The organism is Ferrimonas pelagia, from assembly GCF_039543565.1.
GTDB lineage: Bacteria > Pseudomonadota > Gammaproteobacteria > Enterobacterales > Shewanellaceae > Ferrimonas > Ferrimonas pelagia.
Genome location: NZ_BAABJZ010000098.1, coordinates 67,753 through 91,407, shown reverse-complemented (window position 1 = coordinate 91,407; position 23,655 = coordinate 67,753). Strand labels below are relative to the sequence as shown.

Sequence of the window (23,655 nt, the reverse complement as noted above, 5' to 3'; positions counted from 1 at the left end):
ACAAATGGGAGACCTTGTGTCCAAGCTCAAGAGCACTGATCTCGAACAGCACACGCCGATGATGCGTCAATACCTCACCATCAAAGCCCAGCACCCCGAAGTGCTGCTGTTTTATCGGATGGGCGATTTCTACGAGCTGTTCTTTGACGACGCCAAGAAAGCCTCTGAACTGCTGGACATCTCCCTGACCGCGCGCGGCCACGCCGCCGGCGATCCCATTCCAATGGCGGGCGTTCCTTACCATGCCGTCGAAGGCTACTTGGCCCGTCTGGTACAGCGCGGCGAATCCGCCGCCATCTGTGAGCAGATCGGCGATCCCGCCACCAGCAAGGGGCCGGTCGAACGTCAGGTTGTGCGCATCGTCACCCCAGGCACGGTCACCGACGAAGCGCTGCTGGAAGAGCGGCGCGATAACCTGCTGGCGGCCGTCTATGAGCTGCGCGGTCAATACGGCTACGCCACTCTGGACATCGCCTCCGGTCGCTTTGTCGTCAATGAGCTGGCGGATGATGAAGCCCTGTCAGCCGAGCTGCAGCGCACCCACCCCGCCGAGCTGCTCTATCCCGAGCTGTTCCCCCGCATGGATCTGATCGAAGCCTTCAAGGGGCTGCGTCGCCGGCCGGAGTGGGAATTCGAATTGGGCACCGCCCGCCAACTGCTGAACAACCAATTTGGCACCCGAGATCTGTCCGGCTTTGGGGTCGAACACGCCGAGCGCGCGATCTGCGCCGCGGGCTGTCTGATGCAATACGTCAAAGACACCCAACGCACGGCCCTGCCCCATATTCGCAGTGTCATCCGTGAGCAAGACGGCCACCACATCGTGCTGGACGCGGCCACCCGACGCAATCTGGAGCTGACCCATAACCTGTCCGGTGGGATCGACAACACCCTGGCTCAGGTGCTGGATCACAGCGCCACCGCCATGGGCTCCCGCCTGCTGAAGCGCTGGTTGCATCAACCCTTGACCCAGCGCAGCGTGCTGGAAGAGCGACTCGATACGGTTGCCGCCATCAAGGAGCTCGGCCTGTTCGGCGAGTTGGCCGAGGCGCTCAAGCCCATCGGCGATATGGAGCGCGTCCTGGCCCGCTTGGCCCTGCGCAGCGCCCGCCCGCGGGATCTCAGCCGTTTGCGGATCGCGCTGGCACAACTGCCGACGCTGCAAGATCTGATGCAGGAGCTGAGCGGGCGAAAGATCAACAACCTCGCCAATCGGATCAGCACCTTCCCCGAACAGCTCACGCTGCTGCAACGGGCGATCTGCGACAACCCGCCGGTGGTGATCCGCGATGGCGGCGTGCTCGCCGAGGGCTATAACGCTGAGCTGGATGAGCTGCGTGCACTGTCCAAAGGGGCGACCGATTACCTGGTGAAGCTCGAGCAGCGCGAACGCGAGCGCAGCGGCATTGCCACCTTGAAGGTGGGCTACAACAAGGTGCATGGCTACTTTATTGAGGTCAGCCGAGCCCAATCCGCATTGGTCCCGGCCGACTATGTCCGCCGCCAGACCCTGAAGAACACCGAACGCTACATCATCGCTGAGCTCAAAGAGCACGAAGACAAGGTGCTGACCAGTCAGGGCAGAGCCTTGGCACTGGAGAAGCGGCTGTACGAAGAGCTGTTCGATCTGCTGTTCCCGGCGCTGGCCGCGCTGCAGGAATCCGCTTTTGCCTGCGCCGAGCTGGACGTGTTGCAAACGCTGGCAGAGCGGGCCGACACCCTGAATTACTGCCGGCCGCAGTTGACCGAGCAGCCGGGGATCAGTGTCGATGGCGGCCGTCACCCTGTGGTCGAGCAGGTGCTGAAGGATCCCTTTATCGCTAACCCGGTTCAGCTGTCCCCCAGCCGACGCATGCTGATCGTCACCGGCCCCAATATGGGGGGTAAGTCGACCTATATGCGGCAGACCGCCTTGATCGCCCTGCTGGGCCACATCGGCAGCTTTGTGCCCGCAGAGCATGCGGTACTGGGCCCGATCGATCGGATCTTTACTCGGATCGGGGCATCGGACGATCTGGCCTCCGGCCGCTCGACCTTTATGGTCGAGATGACCGAAACCGCCAATATCCTCAATAATGCCACCGCCAACTCGCTGGTGTTGATGGATGAGATCGGACGCGGCACGTCCACCTATGACGGTTTGTCCCTCGCGTGGGCGGCGGCCGAGCATCTGGCCACCCAGATCCAGGCGCAGACGCTGTTCGCCACCCATTATTTTGAACTGACCCAGCTACCGGAGCGCCTCGAAGGCGTGGTCAATGTGCACCTCGATGCGGTCGAGCACGGCGATACCATCGCCTTTATGCACGCCGTCCAAGAGGGGCCAGCCAGTCGCAGTTACGGCTTGCAGGTCGCCGCGTTAGCCGGGGTGCCGAAAACCGTCGTCCACGCCGCCAAACTGCGTCTGGCACAATTGGAACAACAGGATAGCCAGACCGTGCTCAGTGCCCAGCCCACCGCCAACCCGCTGCCGCTGCTGCCGGAGCCCCACCCGGTGCTCGACCGCTTGGACAGCTGCCAGCTGGACGATCTCAGCCCGCGTCAGGCGCTGGATCTGCTCTATCAACTGAAAGCCCAGCTCTGATCCCTAAGCTGCACATATAGCAACGCCGCCTCTCGGGCGGCGTTGTTACTTGGCACTGGCGTCGTTCAGGCTTTAAACAGCGCCTCTATCGACAACCCCTGTGAGCCGATAAGCTCACGTAAACGCCGTAGGGCCTCCACCTGGATCTGCCTGACCCGCTCTCGGGTTAAGCCGATCTCACGCCCGACATCCTCTAGCGTCGACGGCTCATAGCCCAACAAGCCAAACCGGCGCGCCAACACTTCGCGCTGCTTGCCATTGAGTTCATCCAACCAGCGCACCACGGACTCTTTGATATCATCATCCTGCGCCTGGACTTCGGGGCACACCCGATCGTCATCGGCGATCACATCCAACAGCGCCTTGTCGGAATCCCCGCCGATCGGGGTATCGACCGAGCTGATCTTCTCGTTAAGTTTGAGCATCCGGCTGACGTCCTCAACCGGCTTATCCAGCTTCTCGGCGATCTCTTCTGCGGTCGGCTCATGATCGAGGCTGTGAGCCAACTCCCGCGCCGTGCGCAGATAGACATTTAACTCTTTCACCACATGGATGGGCAGACGAATGGTGCGGGTCTGATTCATGATGGCCCGCTCAATGGTCTGACGGATCCACCAAGTGGCGTAGGTTGAAAAGCGGAAGCCGCGCTCAGGATCGAACTTTTCGACGGCTCGGATCAGGCCCAGATTGCCCTCTTCGATCAGATCCAATAACGCCAATCCACGATTGTTGTAGCGACGGGCGATCTTAACCACAAGACGCAGGTTGCTCTCGATCATGCGATTGCGCGATTTTGCACAGTCCTTTTGTGCACGGCGGGCATAGTAGACCTCCTCTTCGGCGGTCAGGAGGGGCGAAAATCCAATTTCGCTGAGGTAGAGCTGCGTCGCATCCAGGTTCTTTTGCAGATCATCCTGGACCAGTTGGTCGATGTTGGAAGCGTTGTCTTTGGCTTCCGGTTCATTACGAGCTTCGATTTCACGAGAGGCACTTGCGGCCCCTGCATTACCGCTTAAATCAACTGCAGCCGTATCTTCAAACGCGTTGCTTTTCAGATTCATAGGCGGATCTCCCAGTTGTTCCCAAACCATCATTCGGTATTCACGGCGTATCCTCCCTGAGCTGACAACCGTCTCCCCTTATCGGCGGGGCAAATAACGCATGGGGTCGACTGACTTGCCTTGATAGCGGATCTCAAAATGAAGCATGGCGCGATCTGCATCGCTTTTACCCACTTCCGCGATCTTCTCTCCGGCACTGACCTGTTGCTTTTCTTTCACCAGGATCCGCTTGTTGTGGGCATAGGCACTGAGGTAATCATCACTGTGTTTCACGATGATCAATTTTCCGTAGCCCCGCAACGCGCTTCCGGCGTAAACCACTCTTCCTGTGGCGGCACTGACCACCGGCGTTCCCTCCGCCGCGGCAATGTCCAAACCCTTGTTTCCCTGCTCAGCGGACGAAAAGCCTCGGATCACTTGTCCGCTTGTTGGCCATTGCCAGCGAGAAACCTTGGTGGGTAGAGCAGCTGTTTGCTGTGTTTGTGCCGCCGCCTGCTTGTTAACAGTTTGTGACGACATAGCCCCAGCATAACGAGGCTGCGGAGTGGGATCAACCACTGTTTTTACTTGGCGAGTTGGGGTCGAAACAGTGGCTTTCACTTCAGAGGGCGCATTCACACTGGGCTTGGTGGATTTTTGACCGGCACTGGCAGAGGAAACGGGCGTCGTAGATTTTTTCTTTGACGCCGCCAGTTGCAGGATCTGTCCCGGATAGATGGTGTAGCTCTGATCCAGTTGGTTTCGCCGCGCTAGGGAACGAAAATCCTGATCCGCCGCCCAGGCGATCGAATACAGGGTATCCCCTCGCTTGACGGTATAGCTTGGCCCCGAAATGCTGCCCGGAGCGCGCTCGCGATAACTGCTGCCCGTGTGCAGGCTGCTGACCGGTGCAGGCGCTTGCTGCAAGCTGCAGCCAACCACCAAGACCACCGACAGCGTGGCCATAAACGCACGCAAACCACGAGCCGACATCCGTTTCATCCACACTCCCATCAAAGGTTTACTCTGTCGCCCCTTGCACCAGGGGAACAAAACGCACCGCTTCCACATCTTGACTGGTAAAGCGGTCTCCGCTGCGCTGGATCACTCGCAGCACTTGCTCCTGCTCGCCGACGGGGATCACTAGGCGACCGCCATCCATCAATTGTTGAAGCAAGGCGGTGGGCACGTCGCTGGCAGCCGCTGTCACCAAGATCCCGGCAAAGGGCGCCTTGCTCGGCCAGCCTTGCCAACCATCGCCATACTTGAAGGCGATGTTATGCAGATCCAACTGCTTAAGGCGACGGCGCGCCAGGATCTGCAAGCTCTTGATCCGCTCAACCGTGCACAGCTGGGGCACGAGACTGGCCAGCACCGCCGCCTGATAACCGGAGCCGGTTCCCAGCTCCAGCACCGGTCCCGTCGGCAAGCCGTCCAGCAACAGTTCAGTCATCCGCGCGACGATGTAAGGCTGAGAGATGGTCTGCCCTGCGCCGATCGGCAAGGCGGTATTCTCCCAGGCACGCGCCCCCAGTGCGCCTTCCACAAAGAGCTGACGCGGGATCCGACCGATCACCTCCAGCACACGCGGATCGCGGATCCCGCCTTGATGTAACTGCTGCACTAACCGGCTGCCATAGCCCTGCATCACCGTACTCATAATTGCCCAACCCAAGTCTGCAGGCTGGCTAACTGCTCATGCGCCGTCAAGTCCACTTTCAGTGGCGTCACCGAGACATAACCGTTCGCCACGGCGTGAAAGTCCGTGCCTTCGCCGCTGTCCTGCTCCTGACCCGGGGGACCCAGCCAAAAAATGGTACGGCCAGCCGGATCCTTGGTGCACACCATGCCTTCCGCCTTGTGCCGGTTGCCCAACCGCGTAACCCGGGTCCCCTTGATCTGCGCCAGCGGCAGATCCGGCACATTGATGTTCAGGATCATGTCTTTCGGCAACGGCCGTTGCTGCAAGCCTTCGACGATCTGCCGGGTGACCGCCGCGGCGGTGTCATAGTGTTGCAGTTCACGCCCGACTAGGGATACCGCTATGGTTGGCAGACCTAGGTGACGCCCCTCCATCGCCGCGGCTACGGTGCCCGAGTAGATGGTGTCATCCCCCAAGTTTGCGCCGGCATTGATCCCAGAGACCACCAGATCCGGCTCGCCGTCCATCAGCTCGCGGATCGCCAGATGTACGCAATCGGTCGGGGTGCCGTTTACCTGGATATAGCCGTTGTCGAGCGTCTGGATCCGCAGCGGATTGGTCAGGGTCAACGAATTGGAGGCACCGGAGCAGTTGCGATCCGGTGCTACCGTTGTGGTGCGAGCGATCGGGCTTAACGCATCCGACAGCGCCTTGATCCCCGGTGCATGCACACCATCGTCGTTGCTGATCAGGATCGTCATCGGCACCGGGGCCGGCACCACAGCCACGTCCTGCGCCTCGAGCTTGATGCTCGGCGCCGCTGCTGGAGCAACCGACGGCGTTGGCTCAATCGACTCCGGCGCCGCCACGGCGGCAGGCTCGCGTTCTGCGGGAGTCTGCGTTGTGCTTGGCGTTGTGCTTGGCGTCGTCAGCACGATGGCCTGCGCATCCCGATAGTCCACCAACTCTCGTAAAATGCTGGTGGCAAAAGCGCCCGCCGGCAGCATAAAGTCCAGCCACAATAGGCCATCCTGCTGCCAGTGCTTCAGCCCCTCCGGCTTGAGCAACAGGCGACGGCGCTCGGGTTGCATCCGCGCCGATGCCAAGCCTTCGATCAGGACCGGCCACTGCGCCGCCACCTGGCCCTCAAACTCGCCAGCTTCTCCCTGGCTGCCACCGCCGCCATCGCCAAACAAAGGGGCCGACAACTCGATATCGCGCTGGGCGAGGCGCCCCAGGTTGGTTTCATCCCACTGCTCGGCGACGAAAAAGCTGTTGGTGCCGGCGAGCATCACCGCCTCACCGTCCAAAGGCGTCAAGCCGTGTTGGCTTAAGCGGGCCGAAACCGCGTGATTGAACAGGAAACTGCGTGCAGCAGACAGATACAGACTGCGTTTGTTGCGATCCTTGACCCGCCGGCCGGTGAACATCTCCGCCGCACGGTTGACGTTTTGACCGCCATGACCAAAGCGTTGCTCGCCATAGTAATTCGGCACGCCCTGCGCGATCTGAGCCAGACGCCCTTCGAGCGCTGCCACATCCTCAATTCCTGCCACCGCGATGCGGAAACGATTGCCCAATAACGCACCGGGACGCAGCTTTTTCAGGGTTCGGTCCGCCTCAAGGATGGTGAGCTGCTCGGAGTTGAGCTTGGACCACTCAGGGTTCAGTTTACCGGGGATCCGCACACACAGCCACTGGCGGGTCACGCCATGCTTATCCTTCAACCCTGCCCAGGACACATCTTTCTCTGGCACGTTGGCGAATTGCGCCAACATTCGGGCCACCTGATGGGTGGTCAGGCCGCGCTTTTCAACGTGGATAAGGTGATTTTCCCCCTCGCCGTCAGGCCGGAAAGGCAGGACTTCACTGACCTGAAAGTGTTCCGGCTCGGAGCGGATCTGGCCCGATTGTTCCGGTTTGCCATACAGATAGTGCCAAGCAGCTAAACGGTAATCAGTCATGTTGCAGTAACACCACCGCTTCGGTGGCGATCCCCTCTTTGCGGCCGGTGAAACCCAGCTTTTCGGTGGTGGTGGCTTTGACGTTGATCTGGGCCAGCTCGGCCCCTAGATCCGCCGCCAGATTGTGGCGCATCGCCTCGATGTGAGGTGCCATTTTCGGTGCCTGGGCGATGATGGTCACATCCAGATTGCCCAGACGGTAGCCTTTGGCTTTGACCTGCTCGAAGCAGTGGCGCAACAGCACTCGGCTGTCCGCGCCCTTAAAAGCGGGATCCGTATCGGGGAAATGATGGCCGATATCCCCGAGGGCGACGGCGCCGAGTAGGGCGTCACTGACGGCATGCAACACCACATCCCCGTCGGAATGGGCCAGCAGCCCCTGCTCATAGGGAACGGCCACGCCGCCTAAGATCACCGGGCCTACGCCGCCAAATTTGTGTACATCGAAACCGTGTCCGATCCGTATCATTACCGCTTCCTTCAAGCTAAAAACAGTTCCGCCAGACGCAGATCGTCTGGGTGGGTCACTTTAATGTTATCCGGCCGACCACTGACCAGTTTCGGCCGCCAGCCCTGTCGCTCCATCGCCGAGGCCTCATCGGTGATCTCGGCACCGGCTTGCTCGGCCTCGCACAACGCGTGATGCAGCGCCTGCGCCGGAAACAGCTGCGGCGTTAACGCGTGCCATAAGGCCGCACGTTCAACGGTATGATCGATCCGCTGCTGATCATCGGCGCGCTTCATGGTGTCCCGCACCGGCATCGCCAAGATCGCCCCCTGCGCCTCGCACTCGGCCAGCAAACGGTCGATGTCGCCAGCGGTTAGGCAAGGCCGGGCCGCATCGTGTACCAATGCCCAGGCATCCGGCTGCGGGATCTCAGCCAGCGCTAGGCGTACCGAGTCCGCCCGCTCCTGCCCACCGGTTACCACGGTCAGCCGAGGATCCTGCGCCTCTGGCAGATCGGCGAAATAGCCGTCTTCCGGCCCGATCGCCACGATCACCCGAGCGATGCGCGGGTGGCACAACAGGCGAGACAGAGTATGAGACAGAATGGGGCGCCCTTGCAGGGGCAGATATTGTTTGGGGATGTGCCCCCCCATACGTTTACCAACACCGGCGGCAGGCACCACCGCGATCACGGCAGCTTGAGACTCAAGCGGCATGCAACTCTCCAGATCAGGTTAAGATTGTGAGGGGCGGCGGATCACACGATAAAATTGCTCGTCCGGGCGCACCATGCCCAGCTCATGACGGGCGCGCTCTTCAACCGCGTCCAGCCCGACCCGTAGATCGTCGATCTCACTGCGCAGCAGAGCGTTGCGCTCTACCAACTCAGCATTCCCTTCCTGTTGGCGCAGGATCTGCTGCTGCAACCGGGAGACTTCGCTCAAGCTGTTGTCGCCCAGCCAAAGCCGGTACTGCATAACGCAGAGCAAAAAAGTTAATACCAGCAGGATGATCCGCATGCCTTCACCTCATTTGGGATTGGGGAGATCTTGGCGCATACATCGAAAAAAGAAAAGCCAAAGGCGGGGCATTTGCCGAAATAGTTATCCGCCAAGGCCAATGTATTGGCCAAGATCACACCTCGGTGCCCACAAAAAAGCCGCCCGAAGGCGGCTTGTTCAAGGCTCAGCGAAAATTACGCTTGGCCTTTTACCTCGGCACGGCCGCGGTAAGGGGCTTTTTCGCCCAGCTGCTCTTCGATACGCAGCAACTGGTTGTACTTAGCAACACGGTCAGAGCGGCACAGGGAGCCGGTCTTGATCTGGCCAGCCGCAGTACCTACCGCCAGATCGGCGATGGTGGCGTCTTCGGTTTCACCGGAGCGGTGAGAGATCACGGCAGTGAAGCCCGCGTCTTTGGCCATCTTGATCGCTTCCAGAGTCTCGGTCAGAGAGCCGATCTGGTTGAACTTGATCAGGATGGAGTTACCGATGTTGTTTTCGATACCACGGGTCAGGATCTTGGTGTTGGTTACGAACAGATCGTCACCGACCAGCTGGATCTTGTCACCCAGGATCTGGGTCTGGTATGCCCAACCGTCCCAATCGGACTCGTCCAGGCCATCTTCGATAGAGATGATTGGGTAGTCTTGGGTCAGCTGCGCCAGGTAGTCGGAGAAACCGTTCGCGTCGAAAGACTTGTTCTCACCGGACAGAACGTATTTGCCTTCTTTGTAGAACTCAGAAGCCGCACAGTCCATCGCCAGAGTCACGTCGGTGCCCAGCACGTAGCCAGCCGCTTCAACCGCTTCTTTGATCACGGCCAGCGCGTCAGCGTTAGAAGCCAGATCCGGAGCGAAGCCACCTTCGTCGCCAACAGCAGTGTTCAGGCCTTTCGCGGACAGAACCTTCTTCAGCGCGTGGAAGATCTCAGCGCCCATGCGCAGACCTTCACGGAAGTTAGGCGCAGAAACTGGCTGGATCATGAACTCTTGGATATCAACGTTGTTGTCCGCGTGCTCACCACCGTTGATGATGTTCATCATTGGCAGAGGCATGGAGTAAACGCCTGGGGTGCCGTTCAGCTCAGCGATGTGAGCGTACAAAGGCATGCCTTTAGCCGCAGCCGCTGCTTTGGCCGCTGCCAGAGAAACTGCCAAGATGGCGTTGGCGCCCAGCTTGTCTTTGTTCTCGGTGCCGTCCAGATCGATCATGATCTGATCCAGGTTCTTCTGGTTCAGCGCGTCTTGGCCGATCAGCGCTGGCGCGATCAGATCACGTACGTTAGCAACCGCTTTCAGTACGCCTTTGCCCAGGTAGCGAGCCTTGTCGCCATCACGCAGTTCCAGCGCTTCGCGGGTACCGGTGGATGCGCCAGAAGGAGCACACGCCATACCAACGAAACCACCTTCCAGGTGAACTTCAGCTTCAACGGTTGGGTTACCGCGGGAGTCCATGACTTCGCGACCCAGTACTTTTACGATGTTAGCCATCATTATTTCCTCAGTTTTTTATAAACATAAAAAAGCCGGACCCAGCAACGGTCCGGCTTTCCGAATTCGATTACTTCAACTCACCCTTGTTAAAGTCACCAGCGGCTTTAATGAAGCCTTCGAACAGTGGGTGACCATCGCGTGGGGTGGAAGTGAACTCCGGGTGGAACTGGCCCGCAACGAAGAATGGGTGGGTTGGGATCTCAATCATCTCAACCAGCTTCTTGTCAGCGGACAGGCCAGAGAACACCAGACCGGCCTTTTCCAAGGTGTCACGGTAGTGGTTGTTCACTTCATAGCGGTGACGGTGGCGCTCGACACAGGTGTCGCTGCCGTACAGGGCGTGTGCCTTGGTGCCTTTGACCAGGTGACACAGCTGGCTGCCCAGACGCATGGTGCCGCCCAGATCGGAGCTCTCGGTGCGCTCTTCCACATTGCCTTCTGAGTCCAGCCATTCGGTGATCAAACCCACCAGCTGGTGCTCAGCGGTCTTATCAAACTCGGAAGAGTGCGCGCCTTTCAGACCCGCGACGTTACGACCGAACTCAATCAACGCGACCTGCATGCCTAAGCAGATCCCGAAGTAAGGCAGGTTGTTCTCACGGGCATAACGGGCGGCTTGGATCTTGCCTTCCACGCCACGCTCGCCGAAACCACCCGGCACCAAAATACCATCAACCCCTTCCAGCGCTTCAGCGCCTTTGGTTTCTACGTCCTGGGAGTCGATGTACTTGATGTTGACCTGCAGACGGTTCTTCAGACCCGCATGCTTGAGCGCTTCGTTGACGGACTTGTACGCGTCCGGCAGCTCCACGTATTTACCGACCATACCAATAGTGACTTCCGCAGTGGGGTTGGCCTCTTGGTAGATCACGTTTTCCCATTCGGCCAGATCCGCTTCGCCACACTTGAGGCCAAAACGCTGCACGAAGGTTTCATCCAGACCCTGAGATTTCAGCAGGGCGGGGATCTTGTAGATGCTGTCGACGTCTTTCATCGAGATCACCGCACGTTCCTGCACGTTACAGAACAGGGCGATCTTCTTGCGCTCGTTGGCCGGAATGGCGCGATCAGAGCGACACACCAACACGTCAGGCTGGATCCCGATGGACAGCAGCTCTTTCACAGAGTGCTGAGTGGGTTTGGTCTTCACTTCACCGGCCGCGGCCAGGTAAGGCACCAGAGTCAGGTGCATGAACATGGCGCGTTCGCGGCCCAGTTCAACCGCCAACTGACGCAGGGCTTCCAGGAACGGCAAGGACTCGATGTCGCCCACGGTACCGCCCACTTCGACGATGGCCACGTCATGACCTTCGGCACCCGCCAGCACACGCTCTTTGATGGCGTTGGTGATGTGCGGGATCACCTGAATGGTGGCGCCCAGGTAGTCACCACGACGCTCTTTACGCAGAACATCGGAGTAGATACGACCCGTGGTGAAGTTGTTGCGCTTGCTCATCTTAGTGCGGATGAAGCGCTCATAGTGGCCCAGGTCCAGATCGGTTTCGGCACCGTCTTCGGTTACGAATACTTCACCGTGCTGAGTCGGGCTCATGGTGCCTGGATCCAAGTTGATGTAGGGATCCAATTTCATCATGGTGACGTTGAGGCCGCGGGCCTCGAGCAATGCGGCCACGGAAGCGGCGGCAATACCTTTACCCAACGAGGAAACCACCCCGCCCGTAACGAAGATATAGTTAGTAGTCATGCTGAACCTGAGAGTTTTTGGGGTTTTAATCGCGCTGAAATTATCGTCTAAAACGGACAAATTGGCGACTAAATAGGACGGGAGCACATTCTAACAAAGCCGCTCCGTTGGAACAATCTAAGAAATCCGATTCAACTGTCCTTTTCTTGCAACTTTACATCCTGCCAAAAGGCTTCCAACTGCTCAAGCCCTGCTTGGTTGACCGGGATCTCATGTTGACAACAAAGTTGCTCCACACCCCTAAAACGTTGTTCAAACTTATAATTTGCTCGGCGTAAGGCCTGTTCCGGATCGACTTTCAGGTGGCGGGCCAGGTTGGTCACCGCAAACAGCAGATCCCCCAACTCCTCTTCCACCCGTTTGTGATCCGGATCGGCAGCCAGCGCCTCCACCATGACCTCATCCAACTCCTCCGTCACCTTAGCCGCCACCGGGCCCAGACTGTCCCAGTCAAACCCCACGGCCGCGACCCGTTTCTGGATCTTGGCGCTGCGCGACAACGCCGGCAGCGCCAGCGGCAGATCATCCAATGCGCTGTGCAGATCCTTGGCCGCCCGCTCCTGCGCCTTGGTTGCCTCCCAGTGGCCGCTCTGCGCCGTGCTCGCACGGCTCACCTCGTCGGCAAACAGCTGTGGGTGACGCCGCTCAAGCTTGGCGCAGATCCGCGCGGCGATCTGATGAAAATCGAATCGCCCCTCCTCCTCGCCCAGGCGGGCATAAAACACCACCTGATAGAGCAGATCGCCCAATTCATCCGGCAGCCCGTCCCAATCCCCCCGCTCGATGGCGTCCGCCACTTCATACGCCTCCTCCAAGGTATGGGGCACAATGGTGGCGTAGGTCTGCTGCCGATCCCAGGGACAGCCATCCTTGGGATCCCGCAGCCGGGCCATAATGGCAAGCAGACGCTCAAGCGGTTGTGCTGGCAACGACGCTGACACCCTAAACCCTCCGCGCTTCAATGACACCGCCGAGCTGATCAAGGCGAGCCAAGATCCGGCTAAGGGATTCCATGTTATACAGCTCCATCTTCAGCTCGATGGTGGCGGTCTGCTGTTTCACATCCGAGTTGCTGCGCATCTCCAACACATTGCTTTTCTCATTGGCCAGCACCGTGGTGATGTCGCGCAATAAGCCGGAGCGATCACTGGCCACCACCCGCACCGTGACGTTATAGCCACCGGAGTAGGTTTCGCCCCAGACCACGTCGACGCCACGCTCCGGATTGCGCTGGAGCAGATGGGCCAGCTGATCACACCCTTCACGGTGCACCGACACCCCTTTGCCCTGGGTGATGTAGCCATGGATGGCGTCACCAGGTAATGGCTGACAACAGTTGGCAATATGGCTGAGCAGGTTACCTACGCCATTGATCTCAATATGTCCTTTGTTTTTGTCCCGCGGCTTGTGCATCGCCGGCTTGGCCAACAGCTCTTCCACCGCCTGCTCTTCATCAAACTCCTCGCGGGACTGGCGGCTTTGCAGATGATTGATCACCTGAGTCAGGCGTACATCGCCGCCACCGATCGCCGCCAGCAGATCCTCACAGGTGTGCAGGTTAAAGCGCTCATGGGCGTTTTTGGCATCGCTGAGTTTCATGCCGACCTTGGCCAGCTCGGCTTCGAGCATGTCACGCCCAGCCGCGGCATTCTTATCCTTGTCCTGCGACTTAAACCAGGTCTGGATCTTGGCGCGGGCGCGGCTGGTGTGAATAAAACCGGCGTTGGGGTTAAGCCAATCCCGCTTGGGGTTAGGCTCTTTGCTGGTGAGGATCTCCACCCGCTGTCCCGTCTCAACATGGGTGGTAAAGGGCACAATGCGACCGTCGATCTTGGCGCCAATGCAGCGATGCCCCACTTGCGAGTGGATGTAATAGGCAAAATCCAACACAGTCGAGCCGGCGGGCAGATCGATCACATCCCCCCGCGGGGTAAAGACGTACACCCGATCCTCAAACACCTGGGAGCGGATCTCCTCCACCAGGTTGCCCGACTCGACCACGTCTTCCTGCCAGGCCAAGATCTTCCGCAGCCAGTTGATCTTCTCCTCGAAGCCCCCGGCTTTACCGCCGGTGCCCTCTTTGTATTTCCAATGCGCCGCCACCCCCAGCTCCGCATCCTCGTGCATCTGCCGGGTACGGATCTGGATCTCAACGGTTTTGCCATGAGGCCCCATCACCACGGTGTGGATCGACTGGTAGCCATTGGGTTTGGGCGTGGCAACGTAATCGTCAAACTCTTTTGGCAGGTGGCGCCACTGGGTGTGGACCGCACCGAGGGCGCCATAGCAATCCTGCAGCCGCTCAGCGATGATCCGCACCGCGCGCACATCAAACAGCTCGTCGAAGGTCAGATCCTTCTTCTGCATTTTGCGCCAGATACTGTAGATATGCTTAGGCCGGCCGTACACTTCGGCCCGAATGCCCTGCTCATCCAGATCGGCCTGCAAGCCGCTGACAAAGTTATCGATGTAGCTTTCCCGATCGATCCGCTTGCCGTCCAGCCAGCGGGCGATCTCTTTGTAGGTTTGCGGATGCAGATAACGAAACGCCAGATCCTCCAGCTCCCACTTGAGCTGGCCGATCCCCAATCGGTTGGCCAGCGGCGCGTAGATATCGCGCACCTCCCGGGCTAGTATCACCCGGGTCTCCTCGTCGGCGTTCTTCACCTCGCGCAGCAACACCACGGCTTCGGCCAGCTTGATCACCACCGCCCGCACATCTTCCACCATCGCCAGCAGCATGCGCCGCAGGTTATCCACCTGAGACTCACCCGGCGCCCGTTGGCTGCGCAGGGTGCGGATCGCATCCATCACCTCAACCGAATGCACCAGGGTCGACATCGCCGCCCCCTCGCTCTCCTCCAGCTGCTCAGCCGTCAGCAAACCGCACTCCAGAAAGGTGTAGAGCACGCTGGCGCGCAGAGTTTCCAGATCCATATTCAGCGGCAGCAAGATCTCCACCATCTCACGGGCGCGCAGCAGTCGCGCCTCATGCAGCGTACGGTCGTCGCTGGGCAGATCCTGGCAAAACTGATAGGTCGCCGCCAATGCTTGCCTTTGTGCATGGGGCAGGGCCAGGGTATCCAACCATTGACTGAGCGCCTGGGTCGGATCCCCGAAGTGAATATGACGAACGGAAACCATGTCCTACGATCCTCCTCTCCGCGAGATAGAGAGTTACAACTCCGATTTGGGCACAAATAGCGCCATCGATTCCAAATGGTGAGTATGCGGGAACATATCCACTAGGCCAAGCCGCTTTAGGTAATATCCCTGTTGTTCCAGCACCTTGCTGTCTTTGGCCAGGCTCAGGGGATCGCACGAGACGTACAGGATCCGCTTCGGTGCCAAGCTGTTCATCCACTTGAGCACACCAAACGCCCCCGCTCGGGCGGGATCCAGCAGCACCCAATCCACCGGTTTTAACCAGGCCTTGTCCGGCACATCGCCATTGAGATCGGCCGCATAGAAAGCGGTATTGTTCAGTCCGATCTGCTCGGCGCGGCGCCGGGCCCGCTCGACCATGCTGTCGATCCCCTCCACGCCGATCACCTCGCGGCTGTGGGCCGCCAAGGCAAAACTGAAATTGCCGCCACCACAGAACAGATCCAACCCGGCCTCATCCGGCTGCGGTGCCAGCCACTCAATGGCTTGATCGATCATTGCCCGGTTAACGCCATCGTTGATCTGAAAGAAGTCGCCCGGCAGAAATGCCGGAGCCGGACGCCCCTCCCCGATCGAATAGTGCATCGGCGCCGGGCACTGCCCCTGCAGATCCTTCACCCCCTGCTCATCTTGCAGGAGGATCGTCAGTGCATGTTGCCCCTCCAGCGTCACCAGACGCTCAAGCTCGGCAGGCTTGAGTGGCCGCAGGATCCGCAATACTGCGACCGGGCCTTCATCGGCCAGCAACAGATCGACATGGCCCACATGACGCGCCAACGCCATTCGGGCCAGAGCGTGCTTGAGCGGCGCGATCAGCTCACTGAGCGGGGCCGCCAGCACCGGGCACGCATCGATATCCACCAGCTCGTTACTGCTCTCCTGACGAAAGCCCATCACCAGCTGCCCCTGACGCATCCGCACGCCAATGCGGGCACGACGCCGGTAGTGCCAATCCGCCCCCATCAGCGGCGGTGCCAGCTCCGGCAAGGGCTGCGTCACGTGATGCTGCACCAAACGTTGTAAGGCCTCGCCCTTCATCTGGCGTTGCGCCTGCGGTGCCGCGTATTGCAATTGACAGCCACCGCACTGGGCAAAGTAGCGGCACGCTGGGCTTACCCGAGCCGGCGAGTCCGATAAGCGCTTGACTACTTTGGCCTGGCCAAATCGCGCCTTGTCTTTGAGCAACTGCACCTTGGCCCGCTCACCCGGCAGCAAGGCGCTGGTGAAGATCACCTTGCCCTGGTGATGACACACCGCCTTGGCCTGATGATCCAGCGACTCGGCGGTGACCTCGATAGCTTTGGGCAAGGTCTTAGTTTTCTTGGACTTTGGGGAATAAAACTGGGCCATATTCGCTCGGTTGATTACAATGATGGGATCGATCGTGGTGCGTACCCGCACCACCTAAGGAGTGTATTTTCCCACACATGAAAACGGCGACCAAATACAGTCTGCGCACTTGGGTCATGGTTTTGGCTCTGGCACCCACCATGTTAGTGGGCCTGCTGCTGGGCGGCTATTTTACCTCCAGTCGCTTTGCCGAGCTGGAAAATACCCTGCTCAAGCAGGGAACCAATATCATAGAGCCCTTAGCGATCGCCTGCGAGTATGGCCTGCAGTTCACCAATCGAGAATACACCAAACGGCTGATCGATCAGGTCCAGCGTCATAATGCCGGGCTGATCCAAACCATTGCCGTATTCGACAATCAAAACCAGGTCCTGGTCAGTAGCCGCTATCAGCGCGAGTTCGAGCTGATCCGCAAACCGGACAACCTCGACTTTGAGCAGGGGATCCAACTGGAGCACTTCGGCGACGCCTTGGTGCTGCGCGCGCCAGTGATCCAAGAAAGCCTGCCCTCCGGCGCCGCTCATGGCCCCCGCACCGAGCTGGGCTATGTCGCCATTCAACTGAACAAACACGAAGCCCTGCTGGAGCAATATCGCGCCGCGGTGGCCGCCTTTATCATTGTGCTGATCGGGGTTCAGCTTAATCTGCTGTTTACCTTCCGTCTGCTCAAGAACGTCACCCAGCCCATCACCGAGATGGTGCGGGCGGTGGCGAAGATCCGCGAAGGCAAGCTGGACACCCGCCTGCATGGCGATCTGATCGGCGAGCTTGACTCGCTCAAGCGCGGGATCAACGCCATGGCCGCCTCCTTGGCGGAATACCACGATGAGATGCAGCAAAACATCGATCAGGCCACCTCCGATCTGCGCGAGACCTTAGAGCAGATCGAGATCCAAAACGTCGAGCTGGATATCGCCAAAAAGCGCGCGTTGGAGGCCAGCCGGATCAAATCTGAATTCCTCGCCAACATGAGCCATGAGCTGCGGACCCCGCTCAATGGCGTGATCGGCTTTACCCGCCAGTTGTTAAAGACGCCGCTGCACGACAACCAGCGGGACTACCTGCAAACCATCGAGCGCAGTGCCACCAACCTGCTGTCGATCATCAACGACATCCTCGACTTTTCCAAACTGGAAGCGGGCAAAATGGTGCTGGACAATGTGCCGTTTGGGCTGCGTGAAGCGCTGGATGAAACCCTGCAGTTGATCAGCGCCGCTGGCTACGACAAAGGGCTGGAGATCGTGGTCTCGACCAGCCCGCAGATCCCCGATCACCTCTCCGGCGACGTCATGCGGATCCAGCAGGTGCTCACCAACCTGATCGGCAATGCCATCAAGTTTACCGAGCACGGCTCGGTCTGCCTCAATCTCGAGTTGGCGGACGAAACCAGCGACAAGATCACCCTGCGCGGTGAGGTCAGTGACACCGGGATCGGCATTGCCGATGATAAGAAGTCCTCCCTGTTCCAAGCCTTTGGTCAAGCCGACAGCTCGGTCACCCGCCGTTTTGGTGGCACTGGCCTGGGTCTGGTGATCACCAAGCGACTGGTCAATCAGATGGGCGGCCAGATCGGCTTTTCCTCGCACCCCGATCAAGGCTCCACCTTCTGGTTCACCCTGGAACTCGAAAAGAGCGCCTTTGCCCCCGGAGATCATTTCTCCCACGACGCATTGAATGGCGTCGCGATCGCGCTGATCGAGCCGCGCTATACCAGCCGGCAGGCCTTAGTCAGCCAACTGCAACAATGGCAGATGCGCCCGGTATCCCTGGATAGTATCGAGCAACTGTCCGCCGCAACGCAGGAGCACGGTGCCTTCCCGCATCTGCTGATCAGCGCCCATACCCTCAGCCAGCCGGAACAATTGCTCCCCTTGCCCCAAGTCAACTGTGTCGTCATGGTGGAAAACTCACCGCCGAGCTGGCTGATGGATCTGGCCCGCACCGGCGCAATAAAACTGGTCAAACTCCCGCTGAGTGAACGGCGTCTGCACGACAGCCTCAGCAAGCGTCCCGCCGAGCTGCAACCCGCCACGCTGCCGCCGCCCAAACCCGAGGTGCCGAGTCCCCAACCGTCGATCCAACCCTTGACGGTGCTGGCGGTCGATGACAACCCGGCCAACCTGAAGTTGATCGCCACCCTGCTGGCCGAGCACGTTGCCCATGTCGACACCGTCGCCGGTGGTCAAGCCGCCATCGAGCACTGTCAGCGGCGCCAATATGACGCCATCTTTATGGACATTCAGATGCCGATGGTCGACGGCCTGCAAGCCACACAGAGCATCCGGTTAGATTCACTCAACCGCCATACGCCGATCATCGCCGTGACGGCCCACACCGTCAGCGACGAGCTGGCCCGGATCCTCGCCGCGGGCATGGACGATTGCCTCACCAAGCCGATCGACGAACAGGCGCTGGCGCAGATGCTGGCCCGATGGGTGGTGCAGCAAGGTGACAATGGCGGTCTGGTCGATTGGCCAATGGCCCTCAGCCAGGCTGGCGGCAATCCGCAGCTGGCCAGAGAGATGTTGACTATGCTGGTAGACAGTATCCCGGAAACGCGCGAGGCACTGGATCAAGCACTGGCATTAGGTGAAAATGACGCCCTTCTGCGCTGTGTGCATAAACTCCATGGGGCAACCTGCTACTCTGGAGTACCGACATTGCAAGAACTCTGCGCCCAGATCGAAACCGCCCTTAAGCGAGGCAGCAATATCGACGATCTGGAACCTGAGCTGTTGGATCTGCAGGACCAACTCAATCAAGTAGCCAACGCCGCCCGACCCTATTTGGCGGCATGACAGGAATATCGATGACAGCCAAATCCGGTTTCTTTAACCGCATCAAAGAACTCAGCAGCAACCAGAAGATCTTGTTTGCGGTCGCGTTATCCGAACGCATGCTGCCTAACTACCAGCTGTTTGCCCAGATCACCGAGCAGGAAGACAGCCAGAAAGCCAGCACCATTCAGGACATGTTGTGGCAGTCGTTGTACACGCCCAACTTCAAGCTCAACTACGACCGGATGTTGGATCAACTGGAAGCCTTGATGCCTGACCATGGCGATCACGACTTCTATGGCGTCTATCCGGCCACCGATGCGCTGATGGCCCTTTCCACCATCCTGACCGCGCTACAACAGAAGATCGATGCTGATCTGATCAACGTCTCTAAGCTTTCCAGCAGCACCGTCGCCGCCTTCATCGAAGCCAGCGATCTGCCGGACGATCTGAACAGCGAAAAAGCCTTGGATGACTACATCTTCGATCATCCGCTGATGGCGGACGAAAAAGCCATTCAGGAGCAACTGCTGGAGTGGGTGGAAGAGCAAGAGAAGACCGATCCGGAAGCGATCAAAGCGCTGCGCAAAGAATTGCGTGACAGTGGCGTCTCCAACATTGGCGTCAGCTTGGCGGAGTAAGCTTCGCCATCAACGACCGGCGTGCACCGACGCCAAACAAAAACGCCGCTGCGGGCTCAACCCGCAGCGGCGTTTTTCGTGCTTATGAGCGCGGACTTAACCGAACTCGGGCAGCAGCCCCGCTAGGTGCACGATCTCAACCAGAACCGCCAGCACACCAAAGCCCAGGACAAAATCCAGACGCAGCATGCCACCGGCCGTTTTGAAACCATTGTCGATCTGGCGCTTACGCAACACTCGAGCCATCAGCGCCGGCAACACCAGGACAAAGACAGAGGCAGCCAGTGCCGCAAAACCGATGGCGGTGATGAAGCCGTGTGGCATCGCCATGCACAACAGCAGCGCAGGCAAGAAGGTAATGGCCGCTGCCTTCAAGGTGCTGTGCAGCGAGTCGTCCAGCTTCAATACGTCTTTGATCAGATCTTGCAGACCCAGCGCCACGCCGATAAAGGAGCTGGCCAATGCCATATTACCAAACAGCATCAATGCCGCTTCCACGCCAACCACATCGGCAGATTGGCCTACCGCGCTGATCAAGGTGGCGACGTTGCCGCCTTGGGCGATCACCTCGGAGAATTGATCACGCGGCACATTGCCCATGATCGCCAACTGCCAAACCACGTACACCAGCATGGTCAGCATGGTGCCGCACAGCAGCGCCAGACGGACGCGACCGGCGTCTTTCTTATAGTGCTTGACCAGGGATGGTACGGTGCCGTGGAAACCAAAGCTGGTCACCAGCACCGGGATCGCGATCCAGATGTAGGGCAGCGACTCGGTCAAACCGACGGCAGGAAACAAGACATCCGCCGAGGCGTTACCCGCCAGCAAGGAGGTCGAGCTGAAGAAGGTCAACACCATACCGCCGAGCATGATGGTGGACACGCGATCCACCGCGCGGGAGCCGGCGATCACCACACTGGCCAGCACGACGGTAAAGAGCAGTGCCGAGCCGATGTGGCCCACTTCCATACCCAGGGCATTGCCCAATGTCTGGCCCACCACAGAGCTGCCACCTGAGATGTAGGCGTAGGTCAGGATAAAGCAGACAAAGGCCACGGTACCGGTCGCCAACAGCTTACCGATCGGCCCCAGTGTGTCCTGGGCGATCGTGGCGTAGCTGGCGCCCTCTTTGTAATTGAGGCTGGCTTCGGTCAAGTACAAGCTGGAGCTGTAGGCGCAAAACCACACCAACACCATCATCGCCATCGACACAGCAAACCACATGCCGGCGCTGTACACCGGCAAGGCAAACATACCAGCACCAATGGAGGTACCGGCGACAATCATGGCGCCGCCCAGAATTCCGGGCATCTTTTTGCTCTGGTGAGCGGTGGCTGCGATCTCAGACATCTGTCTACTCCGAGGATTTTATTGTTGTTTTGATTAAGAAACCTGAAGCATCCGGCTCAGCGCCAGACGCGCTTCGTCGCTCATCGACTTCAGGTTATTTGAGGCACGAGTGATGGTGGCAATACTGACCCCCAACTCGACAGACATCTGGCGCTGACTCATCTCCCCCTGCAGCAACGCCTTAAAGACGGCGAGCCGACCGGCCACGGCGTGGCGCTCATCATGACTCAGCAGCATGCTGAGTAAGCCATCCAAGTTTTCTGCTGAGTTTTCGTTGGCGATCAGGGCAAGCAAGTTGTTCCAGCGTGGATCCATCGTGATGTTTCTCTGTAATGCCGTAATGGCTGCGCAGTACACCACTACATCGATACAAGCGCCATCACGCCAAGAGAAATTTGCGAGCGTCGTCACAACCCAACCGAGAACGTGAACTGCTCGCCCCCGCATTCTGTTTATTTTACAATCGTTCACTCCGGCTCATCGGAGACACAACACCAACCAAGGAAGGAAGACAATGAAGAAAGCTGCAGTGTTGCTTACCAGCTTATTGATGATGGGCGCCGTACAGGCCAAGGGCGCATTCGACGTCAGTGAAGATGCCATCGCCTATCGCCAGGCGGCCTTTGGCCTGATCAAAGAAAACTTTGCCGATATGGGTGCCATGCTGAAGAACAAGAAGCCGATGGATGCGGCGATCTTTGCCGAGCGCGCCCAACATCTGGCGATGCTCTCGGCGATCCCGTTTAACGGCTTTATCGCCGGCTCCGATCAGGGCAAAACCGACGCGCTGGCAAAGATCTGGCAAGATCGCAGTGAGTTTGACGCCAAAGCCGAACAATTCGTCGCGGCCACCGCCGAGCTGGCGCAGATCAGCGCCAGCGGCGATCCCAAAGCCATGGCGAAGGCCTTCGGTGCGGTCGGGAAAAACTGCAAAGGCTGCCATCAGCAGTATAAAGCGGACTGAGCCAACCTCATCAGGCTGCCGTTCACTTACGGCGCGACGGTGACATAATGGGGGCCACAACCCAAGGAAGTGAGCCCCATGCAGATCCTGACGGACACCCACAGTCACACCATCGCCAGCACCCACGCATACAGCACAGTACAAGAGCTGCTTGAGGCCGCCAAAGCGCGCGGCCTGCAAGCCTTTTGCCTGACCGATCACGCCCCGCCCATGCCAGATGCGCCGCACTTCTGGCACTTTCTCAATCGCCGGGTTATCCCGCCTGTGATCGACAATGTCGCGATATTACGCGGTATGGAAGCCAACATTGAAGCCGACGGGATCCACGTTCCGGAGCGGATCTTAGCCGGTCTCGACATGCTGATAGCCAGCTTTCATGAACCGGTCTTTGCCCCGTCGGATCGGCTCAGCCACACCAAGGCGATGATCGCCGCGATCAGCAGCGGTCATTGTCAGATCATTGGCCACCCCGGCAACCCGAAGTACCCCATTGAGATCGACGAAGTGATCTTGGCGGCCAAGGCACACAACGTGCTGCTGGAGATCAACAACAGCTCATTTGGCCACTCACGTGCCGGTAGCGCTCCCCATTGCCTCAAGCTGCTGGAGCGGATCGCACATCACGATTGGAAGGTGAGCTTTGGCTCCGATGCGCACATCAGTTACGACATCGGTCGGTTTGAGCACTGCATTGCCGCCGCCCTACAGGTGGGATTCGCGCCTGAGCATGTGGTCAATGCCACGCCTCAGCGCCTCTTGCGTTTTCTGGCTGAGCACAACAAATCGGTCGCAAGCGACTTGGCGGGGTGGCTAAGTCAGCTGCCCGACTGAGCTGCCCGACTGAGCCGCGCTCTGCCGCCCGTTACCACAGCGGCAGGATCAAGCCCCAGAGCACCGCCGCCAGCATGCCGCCCAACAGCAACAGAGCTGGCCAGGCTTGACGCAATAATACCTGGCCCTCAACACCTTGGTGGTAACCGGTCAGCATGGCGGGAACCAAACGGATCCCTTTGCAACGGTAGAGGATGATGGCCAGTAAGTGGCAGCCGATCGCCACCTTGATCCAAGTAAAATTCAGGTGGTGCAGCGAGGTTAGGCTGGCCGCGGCCTCGGCACTGATCGCGCCGTACAACGGCCCTTCGGTCAGAATGTCATCGCTGGCAAACAGGCCGGTGATCAACTGCAGACTGAGCAGCGCAAACATCAACAGCACCATATAGCCGCCGGCGGGATTGTGACCCAATTCTGGCTGACGCTGGCTGCGCCACTGCCGCACGTATTGCACCACAGCGCCCGGTGGGCGAAACAAAGGCCGCAAACGCGCCGTTTCACTGCCAAAGAGTCCCCAACTCAAGCGCGTAACCAGCACCGCCAATAGCAGGTAAGCACAGGTCTGATGCCACTCCATCGCCCCAAGCTCTGCACTCAACCAACAACCAACAACCAGCACGACCAGAGACCAGTGACTCAAGCGCACAACCCGATCCCAAACCTGTGTTTTCATCCTGAAATGGCCCCTAAACGGCTC

20 protein-coding genes and 1 pseudogene are annotated in these 23,655 nt (G+C 59.1%); 5 read left to right on the top strand and 16 right to left on the bottom strand.

Translation table 11 applies throughout. The annotated features are described in order from the left end of the window. Positions 1-4 precede the first annotated feature (4 nt). A complete protein-coding gene (mutS, locus tag ABEA08_RS17290) occupies positions 5-2,584 on the top strand; it encodes a DNA mismatch repair protein MutS (RefSeq protein ID WP_425557382.1) in 2,580 nt (859 codons plus the stop codon). 65 nt (positions 2,585-2,649) lie between these two features. Here the strand turns inward: mutS and rpoS are convergent, their stop codons facing one another. The 13 genes and pseudogenes from rpoS to rlmD form a co-directional block, all read right to left on the bottom strand. Further along, the gene (gene rpoS, locus ABEA08_RS17285; protein WP_345336630.1) at positions 2,650-3,645 is read right to left on the bottom strand and encodes an RNA polymerase sigma factor RpoS; all 996 of its coding nucleotides are present in this window, start codon (positions 3,643-3,645) and stop codon (positions 2,650-2,652) included. Positions 3,646-3,723: 78 nt separating this feature from the next. Further along, complete coding sequence (locus ABEA08_RS17280) at positions 3,724-4,626, bottom strand: peptidoglycan DD-metalloendopeptidase family protein (RefSeq protein ID WP_345336629.1); 903 nt, start codon at positions 4,624-4,626, stop codon at positions 3,724-3,726. Positions 4,627-4,645: 19 nt separating this feature from the next. After that, complete coding sequence (locus ABEA08_RS17275; RefSeq protein ID WP_345336628.1) at positions 4,646-5,284, bottom strand: protein-L-isoaspartate(D-aspartate) O-methyltransferase; 639 nt, start codon at positions 5,282-5,284, stop codon at positions 4,646-4,648. Beyond that, complete coding sequence (gene surE, locus ABEA08_RS17270; protein WP_345336638.1) at positions 5,281-6,027, bottom strand: 5'/3'-nucleotidase SurE; 747 nt, start codon at positions 6,025-6,027, stop codon at positions 5,281-5,283. Before surE ends, ABEA08_RS17275 begins: the two co-directional genes overlap by 4 nt. Positions 6,028-6,240: 213 nt before the next feature. After that, positions 6,241-7,230: pseudogene (gene truD, locus ABEA08_RS17265) on the bottom strand (tRNA pseudouridine(13) synthase TruD); the annotation flags it as partial. After that, a complete protein-coding gene (gene ispF / locus ABEA08_RS17260) occupies positions 7,223-7,699 on the bottom strand; it encodes a 2-C-methyl-D-erythritol 2,4-cyclodiphosphate synthase (protein WP_345336627.1) in 477 nt (158 codons plus the stop codon). The pseudogene truD and the gene ispF, both read right to left, overlap by 8 nt. Positions 7,700-7,710: 11 nt before the next feature. Further along, a complete protein-coding gene (gene ispD / locus ABEA08_RS17255; RefSeq protein ID WP_345336626.1) occupies positions 7,711-8,394 on the bottom strand; it encodes a 2-C-methyl-D-erythritol 4-phosphate cytidylyltransferase in 684 nt (227 codons plus the stop codon). Between the two features lie 18 nt (positions 8,395-8,412). Beyond that, positions 8,413-8,697 carry a cell division protein FtsB gene (gene ftsB / locus ABEA08_RS17250; RefSeq protein ID WP_345336625.1) on the bottom strand — a complete coding sequence of 95 codons (285 nt, stop codon included), beginning with the start codon at positions 8,695-8,697 and terminating at the stop codon, positions 8,413-8,415. Positions 8,698-8,873: 176 nt separating this feature from the next. After that, on the bottom strand, positions 8,874-10,169 hold the full coding sequence (gene eno / locus ABEA08_RS17245; RefSeq protein ID WP_345336624.1) for a phosphopyruvate hydratase: 1,296 nt from the start codon (positions 10,167-10,169) through the stop codon (positions 8,874-8,876). Between the two features lie 70 nt (positions 10,170-10,239). Continuing rightward, on the bottom strand, positions 10,240-11,877 hold the full coding sequence (gene pyrG, locus ABEA08_RS17240; protein WP_345336623.1) for a CTP synthase: 1,638 nt from the start codon (positions 11,875-11,877) through the stop codon (positions 10,240-10,242). A gap of 131 nt (positions 11,878-12,008) precedes the next feature. Next, on the bottom strand, positions 12,009-12,818 hold the full coding sequence (mazG, locus tag ABEA08_RS17235; RefSeq protein WP_345336622.1) for a nucleoside triphosphate pyrophosphohydrolase: 810 nt from the start codon (positions 12,816-12,818) through the stop codon (positions 12,009-12,011). A 1-nt stretch (position 12,819) separates the two neighbouring features. Beyond that, complete coding sequence (relA, locus tag ABEA08_RS17230; protein ID WP_345336621.1) at positions 12,820-15,021, bottom strand: GTP diphosphokinase; 2,202 nt, start codon at positions 15,019-15,021, stop codon at positions 12,820-12,822. Between the two features lie 33 nt (positions 15,022-15,054). Beyond that, positions 15,055-16,392, bottom strand: coding sequence for a 23S rRNA (uracil(1939)-C(5))-methyltransferase RlmD (gene rlmD / locus ABEA08_RS17225; protein WP_345336620.1), 1,338 nt, complete (start codon positions 16,390-16,392; stop codon positions 15,055-15,057). A gap of 77 nt (positions 16,393-16,469) precedes the next feature. On the opposite strand from rlmD, the gene barA reads away from it, so the two are divergent. After that, a complete protein-coding gene (barA, locus tag ABEA08_RS17220) occupies positions 16,470-19,190 on the top strand; it encodes a two-component sensor histidine kinase BarA (protein ID WP_345336618.1) in 2,721 nt (906 codons plus the stop codon). 11 nt (positions 19,191-19,201) lie between these two features. After that, on the top strand, positions 19,202-19,810 hold the full coding sequence (locus tag ABEA08_RS17215) for a YjaG family protein (RefSeq protein ID WP_345336617.1): 609 nt from the start codon (positions 19,202-19,204) through the stop codon (positions 19,808-19,810). 96 nt (positions 19,811-19,906) lie between these two features. Here the strand turns inward: ABEA08_RS17215 and ABEA08_RS17210 are convergent, their stop codons facing one another. After that, positions 19,907-21,163: an amino acid permease gene (locus tag ABEA08_RS17210; RefSeq protein WP_345336616.1), complete on the bottom strand. Its 1,257-nt coding sequence runs from the start codon at positions 21,161-21,163 to the stop codon at positions 19,907-19,909. Positions 21,164-21,196: 33 nt separating this feature from the next. Beyond that, positions 21,197-21,574: a trp operon repressor gene (gene trpR / locus ABEA08_RS17205; RefSeq protein ID WP_345336615.1), complete on the bottom strand. Its 378-nt coding sequence runs from the start codon at positions 21,572-21,574 to the stop codon at positions 21,197-21,199. A 103-nt stretch (positions 21,575-21,677) separates the two neighbouring features. On the opposite strand from trpR, the gene ABEA08_RS17200 reads away from it, so the two are divergent. Both ABEA08_RS17200 and ABEA08_RS17195 read left to right on the top strand, forming a co-directional pair. After that, a complete protein-coding gene (locus tag ABEA08_RS17200; RefSeq protein WP_345336614.1) occupies positions 21,678-22,127 on the top strand; it encodes a c-type cytochrome in 450 nt (149 codons plus the stop codon). A 78-nt stretch (positions 22,128-22,205) separates the two neighbouring features. Continuing rightward, positions 22,206-22,958 (top strand): phosphatase, encoded by a 753-nt coding sequence (locus ABEA08_RS17195; protein WP_345336613.1) that lies wholly within the window; start codon positions 22,206-22,208, stop codon positions 22,956-22,958. 31 nt (positions 22,959-22,989) lie between these two features. Here ABEA08_RS17195 and ABEA08_RS17190 read toward each other — a convergent pair whose 3' ends face one another. Further along, positions 22,990-23,631: a cytochrome b/b6 domain-containing protein gene (locus tag ABEA08_RS17190; protein WP_345336612.1), complete on the bottom strand. Its 642-nt coding sequence runs from the start codon at positions 23,629-23,631 to the stop codon at positions 22,990-22,992. Positions 23,632-23,655 lie beyond the last annotated feature (24 nt).